Source organism: Nocardia uniformis NBRC 13702 (genome assembly GCF_001613345.1).
In the GTDB taxonomy this organism is placed as follows: domain Bacteria; phylum Actinomycetota; class Actinomycetes; order Mycobacteriales; family Mycobacteriaceae; genus Nocardia; species Nocardia uniformis.
This window is the reverse complement of the sequence record NZ_BDCE01000124.1, coordinates 22,996-33,016: the sequence shown is the minus strand read 5'-3', so window position 1 is coordinate 33,016 and position 10,021 is coordinate 22,996. Positions and strand designations below refer to the sequence as shown.

Sequence of the window (10,021 nt, the reverse complement as noted above, 5' to 3'; positions counted from 1 at the left end):
GGGTTCGGGCTCGAGGCTGTCATCCATCAGGTCGATCGCCGCGAGCGTGCGACGAATGATTGGAAGCATATCGAGGTTTTGCTCTTGCTCTTCCTCGCCGTACAGCCTGGATGGGTCGATTCGTAACGCCTGCGCGATCAGTCCGACCATCGACGCGCTGGGCGTTGCGTGGCCGGACTCGACTTTGCTGATCATGCTGTAGCTGACGCCGGATATGGCTACGAGTTGGTGTTGAGACAGTCCGCGCACCTTGCGGTACTGGGCGATGCGCGCACCTACCGAGTCGCTCTCTTTCACACTTCAACGCTAACACCTTCATTTTGAAGAAAATTTGAAAGTTCGGTGACGCTTAGGGACTTAACGTCGGATGCAGCCTCGGTGTCGGGGGCCAGTCGACCCTCATCACTCATCGATCGCACTGCGACCGCAGGTCGCTGGACGGTCAACCCCGGCACCGGGTGCTCTCCACGACCGTCGAGGACCGGGAGGCCCAGGGGTGGAAACCATCCTCGCCATCATGCTTTTCGCCGCAGTGATGGTCGCGGCAGCTCTAACATCCAGCCGCACCAGTCACGCGCCCCAGCATCGAGACGGCTTGGCCATCGCCGACATCGAGGCCCGCCTACGCGCTGAGGCCCGCTCGCGCGTTCCCATAGGGGCGAGGTGGTGACGATGCTCGAGATCCCGACCGCCGTCGGCTATCTGCGCGCGGACGTGTCCGGGGCGCGGCAGCCCTGGGACGAATTGCAGAGCCGCAGTCTCGCGAAGCGTCTCGGCTACACCGTTGCCAAAACCATCGTGTTCGGTCCACACACCGACGACCCGGTGCGACGACTGATCAACGTCGTGCGCGCCGCGCAGGCCGAGGCGGTGGTCGTGCCTGGTCTCGACCATTTCGACGGGCGGGTGCCCGACGCCCTGGTCGCTGTTGTCGACGTGATCGCGGTTGATACCGGGGACATCTACGTGCGCTGGATCATTCCACCTGACCCGCCCGCCGACATGGGGTCGCGGTGAGCGCGATTCTGTCGACGATGCCCCCAGCGCGCGCCCGCCTCGATGTCGGGGTGCGTCGCTATCTCGGGCTGCGCCGGTTCGCCCGTGAGACGGGCGTGTCATATGACCGGTTGCAGCGGTGGCGGGTACATGGCCCGTTCTGGGTGCCGCCACCGGTCGTGATGGTCGGTCGTTGGCCGGGCTGGGCGCTGCCCACCATCCAGGCGTGGACACCCGGCCATGTCGTCGGGAGCGCGGTGCCGCCCGCGCTGCGCTGGCCGCACCCGACGCTGGTGTGCGCGGACACGGTGACGATGTGCCGGACGCACGACTGCGCGAACGCTGGTCTGTGGCCGCGGATCTCGCGCGGCGATATCCGTGTGCCGGACGTGTGGGTGGACGACAAACCCGGCTGGATCATCCGATGACCGAGGCCGAGCGGGAGACGGAACGCGCGGCGGATCGGTCGGGGCGGCACGCATGGGAGAACGCAACGGTCGCGGCGGCGACTGTCGAATGTGGGCACCGCCTGTGGGAGCTGCTCCACTGTGGACTCGAGGTCGCGGCGGCCGAGGGAGCCCGCCGGATGGGCGCTGAGCATCTGCTGCTGCACATGCTCCGTGACCCCGGCGCGATACCTAGCCGAGAGCTGGCGGATATGGGACTTGATCCGCGGACCGTGTTCGCCCGTCTGGCCGACTACGCGCAACGCGTGGCGGACCCTCCGAACTCACCGAGCCACTGAATGAGTATCGCAGCGGCGCGAGCACCGCCCACAACACGGAATACGCACCCGATTCTCTGGCATCTCCTGGCATCCCCGAAGCACTGCGCCGGGGATGCGCTTATCCGAAACACGCACTGCCACAACTGAACCAACAGGAAACCATCATGAATATGCGAATCGTCGGACTGCTCACCGCCGTCACAGCCACGCTCACCGCCCCGGCCATCGCCCACGCCGAACCCGTGACACCAGTCGCCACACGCGACGCGACGTGCGCCTTCACCTTCCAACCACCCCAGCCGTACCTTCTACACGATGCCGTGCTCATCGCTGGATACGTGACATGCGCTGCCAGGCCCGACGACTTCCATATCTCGCTCCGGCTGCAGCGCCGAGAAGGTGGCAACTGGGTCACACGCGACGGCATGGACAGCAACGACATTCCGAATCCGAACCTCAATGTCGCCGCCAGAGACCTCGATTGTGAACCCGGGGCGTGGCAGGGTGCTTATACGATGTCGTGGAGCGTCGGCGACGATTGGGGTGTCGCCAACAACGTATCCACCACCGCCATCATCTCCTGCTGAGGACCACCGATGAAGCTACTTCGAGATATTTTGTCCCGGCGCTGGTTCTGGTTGCGGCATCGCACGCACGTCGCAGTCGAATCCTGGAAGAATCCGCCGGGCGACGCTGGCAACAACTTCAAGCTGCTGCCCGAGTTCGGGGGGTGGACGGTTCGGCCCCAGCAGGGGTGGCGACGCCACCGCTGGGTGAGTCCACCGCTGCACTACACGCGCAGCGCCAGTGACAGGGATGCCGCCGGGGACTGGGCCTTGGAGCGGATGGGAATCGGCTGATCGACGTGCCGAACCTGGATGCCAACAAGTCCGCAGACCTGCGAAACAAGATCCAACTGATCAGCGAGGAGGTGGCCGCCCTGCTCGGTGCCGAGCACCCGGCAGCGGTGTCGCTCCAGCGCGCGGCGGCCGAGCTTGCCGCCGCCGCGCCCGTTCCTCGCCGTTACGCCGATTACCAGCAGAAGGCCGAGTAAGCCCCGAACCCTTTGAAGGCCCCATGCGATGAGATCGTGGTTCGCTCCTGCGCCCAGCCGGGACTCGATACCCAGTCGGCAGCGGTCAAGGTAGGTGAGCGCGGTGTGATGGCGAGCAGCATCCAGCGTGAATACGCCGAGAGCGGCCTCCGATGAAGCTGTCCTATCTCCAGCACGGCAACCGTGAGTTCGGCGAACGTGACCCTCATCTGGCTATGCAGGTCCACCGCGGATGCCACATCGACACTTGTGCCACCAAAGCCGCCGCATTCAGCACGCTCGTGGCCGACGGGAAGATCCGCCCCGATTCGAGCCGCTACATGAGGAGCGATATATGACATGCCCCGGGAGTGGGAATGCGAGCGTCGCAATAGCGGCTGTCGAGTGCGGGCATCGCCTCTGGAACCTGCTCCATCGCGGACAGGAAGTCGCTGTCGCGCAAGGGGTCAGCCGGATGGGCGCGGAGCATCTACTACTGCACATGCTTCGCGATCCGGCCGCGATTCCGACCCGAGAACTCGCGGAGATGGGGCTGGATGCGCGAACGGTGTTCGTGCGCTTGGCGGAATTCGCGCACCGTGACCCAGGCCCCACTTCTCACTAGGTCAATAGCGTCGCAGCCGCCAGAGCGCGCCGCTGACGACACAGAATGGCGCCCGTTTCTCTGGCATTACCGCCTGGCTGCGCACCTGCAGGCTTGCTGAATCGGGCTGATCGCCCCCGGCCGTCGCGGCTACCGCCCGTGTCTGATTCACCACAGCCCCTGCTCCTTCGGCACCCGTTACCGGCGATAGCGAACGCGGCGCGCCCACGGTCTGACCGTCCGGCTCTTGACAGTGCGGTGTCCGAGCGCGACCCTAAAATAGTTGCGCAAGCTAAGTTAATTCTGAGGTGCGCACATCCGGTCCTGGCTGTGCCGCGCCGGATGGCGATTGTGCAGGGAGGATGGTCATGGTCGACGATGCGGTAGTTTCACGGCGTGAACGGCGGATCGCGGATGTTCTGTCTGATGGGCAGGTGCGGGCGGTGCTGGCGGATGCAGCGGTTCGCGATGCGGCGCGGCAGGAGGGGCTGCGGCTCGCGGAGATTATCGATGCGCTGATGACCGGGTACGCCGACCGCGTGGCTCTCGGATGGCGACGGTCGCCGGAAGCGTCCGAGTTCGAGGCGATGACCTATCGGCAATTGTGGGCGCGGGCGGGGGCGGTGGCGGCCGAGTGGCGCGATGATCCCGAGAGTCCGGTGCGGGCCGGGGATATCGTGTGCACGCTCGGGTTTTCCAGTCCGGACTATGCCGTGGTGGATCTGGCCTGTGTGCGGCTCGGTGCCGTAGCGGTGCCATTGCAGGCGAGTGCGTCGGTATCGCAATGGAATTCGATTCTCGCCGAGACCGAGCCACGAATGTTGGTCGCCAGTGCGGAGCTGCTCGAGTCCGCGGTCGACGCGATTGTCGGCGGATACGCGCCGCGGCGGCTGCTGGTGTTCGACTATAGGGCGGAAGTCGATTCCCAGTGCGCGGCATTGGAATCGGCGCGGCGGCGGTTGGCCGAGAACGGTGACGGGGTGCGGCTGGAAACCCTCGGCCATGCGGTGGAACGCGGATCGAATTTGGTTGCGCCGCTGCATATTCCGGATTATGCCGAGCGATTGGCGCTGCTCGTCTACACCTCGGGGAGTACGGGAGCGCCCAAGGGAGCCATCTACACCGACCGGCTCGTGGCCGCTATGTGGCTGGCCCCGACCGATATTCGGGTTCCCGCCATCACCGTGAACTACATGCCGCTCAGTCATGTGGCGGGACGGCTGACCCTGTACGGGACATTGGCGCGCGGCGGGACAGCGTATTTCGCGACGGCGAGCGATATGTCGACGCTGTTCGACGATATCGCCCTGGTGCGCCCGACCGAGCTGGTGTTCGTGCCGCGCGTCTGCGAGATGCTGATGCAGCGGTATCAGGGTGAGGTGGATCGGCGGGTACTCGATGGGGTCGATCCGGACGACGCCGCGAACGCGGTGAAAGACGAACTGCGCGAACAGGCTCTGGGTGGGCGATATCTGACGGCACTGTCGGCCAGCGCTCCGTTGGCGGCCGAGATGAAGACATTCATGGAATCGCTGCTCGAAACCGAGCTACATGACGGGTACGGCTCCACAGAGGCCGGGGGCGGCATCCTGATGGACAATCGGATCAAGCGGCCCCCGGTACTCGAGTACAAGCTCGTCGATGTACCCGAACTCGGCTACTTCCACACCGACAAGCCTTATCCGCGTGGGGAATTGCTGCTGAAGACGACCACCATGTTCCCGGGGTACTACCGGCGGCCGGAAATCACGGCGGAAATGTTCGACGCGGACGGCTTCTATCGCACCGGGGATGTCGTGGCCGAACTCGGGCCCGATCATCTGGTGTACGTGGACCGGCGCAATAACGTGCTGAAACTGTCACAGGGTGAGTTCGTCACCGTGGCCACCCTGGAGGCGACCTATTCGACCAGTCCATTGATTCGGCAGATTTTCGTCTACGGATCGAGCGAGCGGGCCTATCTGCTGGCCGTAGTGGTACCGGTCGAGAACCTGCTGGGCTCGGATCAGTTGCGGGCGGCGGTGGGGGAGTCGTTGCGGCAGATCGCCAAGGACGCCGAGCTCGCGCCCTACGAGGTTCCGCGTGACTTTCTCATCGAGACCGAACCGTTCACGGTCGAGAACGGGCTGCTCTCAGGTATCGGAAAACTCTTGCGGCCCAAGCTGAAGGAGCGGTACGGGCAGCGGCTCGAACAGTTGTATACCGAGTTGGCGCGACAGCGTGACGACGAATTGACGGCATTGCGGCGCGGTGCCGCCGACCGGCCGGTCCTGGAGACCGTGGGGCGGGCGGCGAGTGCGGTGCTCGGCCTCGAGGTCGCGGAATTGCGGCCGGATGCGCATTTCGCGGATATGGGCGGTGATTCGCTGTCGGCGCTGTCGTTCTCGACGTTGCTGCGGGAAATCTTCGAGATCGAGGTGCCGGTGGGCGTCATCGTCGGTCCAGCGACCGATATGGCGCGGCTGGCCGAGTACATTGCCGCCGAGCGCAATTCCAGCGGGGATCGGCCTACCGTGGCCTCGGTACACGGTGACGGCGGGCTGCTGCGCGCCACCGATCTAGCTTTGGAAGCCTTTATCGACGCCGCGACTCTGCGCGCCGCCACCACGGTTGCACCGGCCACCCAGCCGCCGCGCACCGTACTGCTGACGGGTGCCAATGGTTACCTCGGCCGGTTTCTGGCATTGGAATGGCTACGCCGCCTTGATGATTCGAACGGCACGCTGATCTGTGTGGTGCGCGGATCCGATTCCGAGGCAGCCCGTCGCCGCCTCGACGCGGCGTTCGCGACCGGCGATCCGGAACTGGAAGCGGCCTATCGGGACCTGGCGCGGCGGCGACTACGCGTCCTGGCCGGGGATATCGGTGAACCGAATCTCGGGCTGAGCGAATCGGATTGGCGAGAGCTCGCCGACACCGTCGACCTGATCGTGCATCCGGCGGCCCTGGTGAACCATGTGCTGCCGTACGCCCAGCTGTTCGGCCCCAATGTGGTGGGCACCGCCGAGGTGATCCGCCTGGCCCTCACCGCCCGGCGCAAGCCGGTGACCTATCTGTCCACGGTGGCGGTGGCCGGCGGAATCCCCGCGGAGACCTTCACCGAGGACGGCGACATCCGCGAGATCAGCCCGGAACGCACCGTCGACGACGGGTACGCCAATGGCTACGGCAATAGCAAATGGGCCGGAGAGGTCCTATTGCGCGAAGCCCACGATCGCTTCGGTCTACCGGTGGCGGTGCTGCGCTCCGATATGATCCTGGCGCACAGCCGCTACGCCGGTCAGCTCAATCTGCCCGATATGTTCACGCGGCTACTGCTGAGCCTGCTCGCCACCGGGATCGCGCCGGGATCCTTCTACCGTACCGATGCGGGCGGCAACCGCCAGCGCGCCCACTATGACGGTCTCCCAGCGGATTTCACCGCCGCGGCCGTCACCGCACTGGGCGCGTCGGTGACCACCGGATTCGAAACCTTCGACGTGCTCAACCCGCACGACGACGGGATCTCCCTGGATACCTTCGTCGATTGGCTGATCGAACAGGGTCAGCCGATCGAGCGCATCGACGATTACGCCGAGTGGCTCACCCGTTTCGAAACGGCGCTGCGGGCACTGCCGGAACGGCAACGTCAGCATTCGGTGCTGCCGCTACTGCATGCCTACCGCAGGCCCGCCCCGGCATTACGCGGTGCCGCCCTGCCCGCGAAGCGGTTCCGCGCGGCGGTGCAACAGGCCGAACTCGGTCCCGACGGCGATATTCCGCATATGACGCCGGAGCTGATCGGCAAGTTCGTGGCCGACCTGCGAATGCTGGGACTGCTCGACTGAGCTCGAACGCGTGAGGTTGGCCAGGGGGCAGTATCCGCTGGCCTTGCCGCGCGGTTGGCGCGTCATCGACGGTCGGCCCGATCCTGTCGGCGCTGTATGCGATCGTGATCGCGTGGGTGATGGTGACGGGATTTCGGGGAGTAGTAGCGAGCCGCCGACCGAGGTGCGGGACGGCTCGGGCATTGTGACGGCGGACGCGCGGCCGGGCACCGTGGCGGATGTGGCGAGTGCCGGGCCGCGGCGCATTCTCGGGATCGCGGTGCCGACCCTCGGGGTGTTGGTCGCCGAACCGCTCTATCTACTCTTCGATATGGCCGTCGTCGGACGGCTCGGCGCATTGGCGCTGGCCGGACTCGCCGTCGGGGGATTGGTCCTGGCGCAATTGAGTTCGCAGCTGACCTTCCTGAGTTACGGCACCACCGCGCGGGCGTCGCGGCGGCACGGCGGCGGCGATGAGCGCGGAGCCGTGGGGGAGGGCGTACAGGCCAGCTGGCTCGCGCTCGGCGTGGGTCTCGCGATTGTCGCCGTACTGCAGGTATTCGCGGGTCCGATCGTCCGCGCCATCGCGGGTGGCGGCGAGATCGCCGAGGAGGCGCTCCCGTGGTTGCGGATCGCCTCGTTCGGGGTGCCGTTGATTCTGCTGTCCATGGCCGGGAACGGATGGATGCGCGGAGTTCAGCAAACGCGTCGTCCGCTGCTGTATGTCGTTGCCGGACTGGCGCTTTCGGCCGTGTTGTGTCCGATACTGGTGCACGGGCTGCTCGGTGCGCCACGCTGGGGGCTGGAAGGATCGGCGGTGGCCAATGTGATCGGGCAGCTCGTGACGGGCGGGTTGTTCGTGCAGGCGCTGCTGCGGGCGCGAGTGTCTCTGGCTCCGCATCCGGAGGTGATGAAGGCCCAACTGGTGTTGGGGCGCGATCTCATTGCCCGCAGCCTGGCATTTCAGGCCTGCTTCGTCTCCGCGGCGGCGGTGGCGGCCCGGTTCGGGGCGGCCTCGGTGGCCGCGCATCAGCTGGTGCTGCAGCTGTGGAATTTCCTGGCGCTGACCCTGGACTCGCTGGCGATTGCCGCGCAGACACTGGTCGGCGCGGCGCTGGGCGCGAGCAACGCGCGCGGAGCCCAGGCACTGGCGCGGCGCATCACCGGTTGGTCGACCGTGTTCGCGGTGCTGCTCGCCGGAGTATTCGCCCTCGGCTACACCGCGATTCCACGGCTGTTCACCGACGACCCGTCGGTGCTCGACCGCACCCAGGTGGTGTGGTGGTTCTTCGTCGCCATCATCCCCATCGCGGGCGTGGTGTTCGCCCTCGACGGCGTCCTACTCGGCGCGGGCGACGCCGCCTTCCTGCGCAATGCCACCCTCGGTTCGGCCCTGCTCGGCTTCCTGCCCGCCATCTGGCTATCCCTCGCCTTCGACTGGGGGATAGCCGGAATCTGGTCCGGCCTGGTTGCCTTCATGGTGCTGCGACTGATCGCCGTCTCCTGGCGTGCGCTCTCGGGGAAGTGGGCGACGGTCGGCACAGAGGTGCCGCGCCGACTCGCCTGAACACCCACCACCGCGGGACGGCCGCGGCCTACTGCCCGTTATTCTGTGCGGCCGCCTGCTTTTCGAGGTTCTCCGCCACCTCCGCCTGCCACGCCTCATTGGCATGGGTGGTGTCGACCTCGAATTCGAAACGCTGCGTCATATCGGGGGTGATATCGGCGACGTCGACGTAGAACTGCTCGTACCAGCGGCGGTACTGGTACAGCGGTCCGTCCTCCTGGGTGAGCAGCGGATTGTCGATGCGTGTCTTGTGTTTCCAGATCTCCACGTCCTGGAGGAAGCCGACGCCGAAGCTCTTGGAAAAGGCCTTGGCCAACTTGGGTGCCTTCTCCGCCGGTACGCCCGGAATGCGCTGCACGCTCACACCCCACTGCAGCATGAAGGAGTCGTGGGTGACCGGATAGTGGCAGTTGATCAGCGCCACCTCGACGGTGTGCTCACCGAAGTCGTTGTGCAGGTAGTTGATCATGTAGGACGGCCCGAAATACGAAGCCTCCGAACGCAAGAGCGAGTTCTCCACCGAATAGTTCGAGCTGGAGTGCACATCCGGCCGCCCCTTGGACTTCAGGAACTGCGTCGCCACATGCCCTTCGAAGACGTTCTTGAAGTAGATCGGGTACGCGAAGTGGATATAGAAGAAGTGCGCCATATCGACGTTGTTGTCGACGATCTCCCGGCAGTGCGCACCCTCGATGAGCAGTGAGTTCCAACTCCACTCGCTCCACTCGTCGGTCTCGATACCCTCGATATGCGGAATCGCGACCTCCGGCGGCGGCGGATTGCCCTCCGGATCGTGCCAGACGAAGAACTGCCCGTTCTCCTCACAGGTGATCCAGGACCTGGTCTTCGCCAGCGGCGGCACCCGCTTCGCGTAAGGGATTGCCGCGCACCGTCCGTCGCCGCGCCAGCGCCAATCATGGAACGGGCAGGCGATGTCATCGCCCTTCACGCTGCCGTAGGACAGATCCGCACCCATATGGCGGCAGTACCCGTCCAGGCAGTGCAGTTCGCCTTTGCTGTCGGCCCAGACCACCAACTTGCCGCCGAACGCCTGGATCGAATGCGGCTTCCCGTCCCGGAAGCTCTCGGCCAATCCGAGGCAGTGCCAGCCGCGCGCGAATCGCGTCATCGGCTTCCCTACATCGATGGTCCGGTGCTGTTCTTGTGCCTTCACCGTGGTCCTCCGCGGTCGATGATCGGACTCATCGGCTCGGGCATTCGGCCACGGGCCCGACGGATCCGGTTGTCTCATTGCAGGATGCCACTAAAACTGTAACGTGTTCCAGTT

The 10,021-nt window shown here is 65.5% G+C and carries 11 protein-coding genes; 9 read left to right on the top strand and 2 right to left on the bottom strand.

Annotated features, from left to right (window positions below; all coding sequences use genetic code 11):
* The coding region (locus NU1_RS39085) for a helix-turn-helix domain-containing protein (RefSeq protein WP_157553618.1) at positions 1 to 297 on the bottom strand (297 nt) is incomplete at its 3' end.
* A gap of 375 nt (positions 298 to 672) precedes the next feature.
* Between NU1_RS39085 and NU1_RS39080 the strand changes: the two genes are divergently transcribed.
* From NU1_RS39080 to NU1_RS39040, 9 genes are all read left to right on the top strand, one after another.
* Positions 673 to 1,017, top strand: coding sequence for a hypothetical protein (locus tag NU1_RS39080; protein ID WP_067529434.1), 345 nt, complete (start codon positions 673 to 675; stop codon positions 1,015 to 1,017).
* A 17-nt stretch (positions 1,018 to 1,034) separates the two neighbouring features.
* Positions 1,035 to 1,424 carry a hypothetical protein gene (locus NU1_RS39075; RefSeq protein WP_157553616.1) on the top strand — a complete coding sequence of 130 codons (390 nt, stop codon included), beginning with the start codon at positions 1,035 to 1,037 and terminating at the stop codon, positions 1,422 to 1,424.
* Positions 1,421 to 1,741 carry a Clp protease N-terminal domain-containing protein gene (locus NU1_RS39070; protein ID WP_067529431.1) on the top strand — a complete coding sequence of 107 codons (321 nt, stop codon included), beginning with the start codon at positions 1,421 to 1,423 and terminating at the stop codon, positions 1,739 to 1,741. Before NU1_RS39075 ends, NU1_RS39070 begins: the two co-directional genes overlap by 4 nt.
* Positions 1,742 to 1,887: 146 nt before the next feature.
* Positions 1,888 to 2,310, top strand: coding sequence for a hypothetical protein (locus NU1_RS39065; protein ID WP_067529428.1), 423 nt, complete (start codon positions 1,888 to 1,890; stop codon positions 2,308 to 2,310).
* 9 nt (positions 2,311 to 2,319) lie between these two features.
* Positions 2,320 to 2,583 (top strand): hypothetical protein, encoded by a 264-nt coding sequence (locus NU1_RS39060; RefSeq protein ID WP_157553614.1) that lies wholly within the window; start codon positions 2,320 to 2,322, stop codon positions 2,581 to 2,583.
* A 5-nt stretch (positions 2,584 to 2,588) separates the two neighbouring features.
* A complete protein-coding gene (locus tag NU1_RS39055; protein ID WP_067529425.1) occupies positions 2,589 to 2,777 on the top strand; it encodes a hypothetical protein in 189 nt (62 codons plus the stop codon).
* 232 nt (positions 2,778 to 3,009) lie between these two features.
* Positions 3,010 to 3,381 (top strand): Clp protease N-terminal domain-containing protein, encoded by a 372-nt coding sequence (locus tag NU1_RS44540; protein WP_503826563.1) that lies wholly within the window; start codon positions 3,010 to 3,012, stop codon positions 3,379 to 3,381.
* A 347-nt stretch (positions 3,382 to 3,728) separates the two neighbouring features.
* Complete coding sequence (gene car, locus NU1_RS39045; protein WP_067529442.1) at positions 3,729 to 7,187, top strand: carboxylic acid reductase; 3,459 nt, start codon at positions 3,729 to 3,731, stop codon at positions 7,185 to 7,187.
* A 211-nt stretch (positions 7,188 to 7,398) separates the two neighbouring features.
* Positions 7,399 to 8,733 (top strand): MATE family efflux transporter, encoded by a 1,335-nt coding sequence (locus NU1_RS39040; RefSeq protein ID WP_067529440.1) that lies wholly within the window; start codon positions 7,399 to 7,401, stop codon positions 8,731 to 8,733.
* A gap of 28 nt (positions 8,734 to 8,761) precedes the next feature.
* Here the strand turns inward: NU1_RS39040 and NU1_RS39035 are convergent, their stop codons facing one another.
* The gene (locus NU1_RS39035; protein ID WP_067529421.1) at positions 8,762 to 9,862 is read right to left on the bottom strand and encodes a 3-ketosteroid-9-alpha-monooxygenase, oxygenase component; all 1,101 of its coding nucleotides are present in this window, start codon (positions 9,860 to 9,862) and stop codon (positions 8,762 to 8,764) included.
* Positions 9,863 to 10,021 lie beyond the last annotated feature (159 nt).

Bases quoted from the DNA above. Each gene is read 5' to 3' on its own strand.
- NU1_RS39065 (WP_067529428.1), top strand. From the start codon at position 1,888: ATGAATATGCGAATCGTCGGACTGCTCACCGCCGTCACAGCCACGCTC.
- NU1_RS39075 (WP_157553616.1), top strand. From the start codon at position 1,035: ATGCCCCCAGCGCGCGCCCGCCTCGATGTCGGGGTGCGTCGCTATCTC.
- NU1_RS39080 (WP_067529434.1), top strand. From the start codon at position 673: ATGCTCGAGATCCCGACCGCCGTCGGCTATCTGCGCGCGGACGTGTCC.
- NU1_RS44540 (WP_503826563.1), top strand. From the start codon at position 3,010: ATGCCACATCGACACTTGTGCCACCAAAGCCGCCGCATTCAGCACGCT.
- NU1_RS39070 (WP_067529431.1), top strand. From the start codon at position 1,421: ATGACCGAGGCCGAGCGGGAGACGGAACGCGCGGCGGATCGGTCGGGG.
- NU1_RS39035 (WP_067529421.1), bottom strand. From the start codon at position 9,862: ATGACGCGATTCGCGCGCGGCTGGCACTGCCTCGGATTGGCCGAGAGC.
- car (WP_067529442.1), top strand. From the start codon at position 3,729: ATGGTCGACGATGCGGTAGTTTCACGGCGTGAACGGCGGATCGCGGAT.
- NU1_RS39060 (WP_157553614.1), top strand. From the start codon at position 2,320: ATGAAGCTACTTCGAGATATTTTGTCCCGGCGCTGGTTCTGGTTGCGG.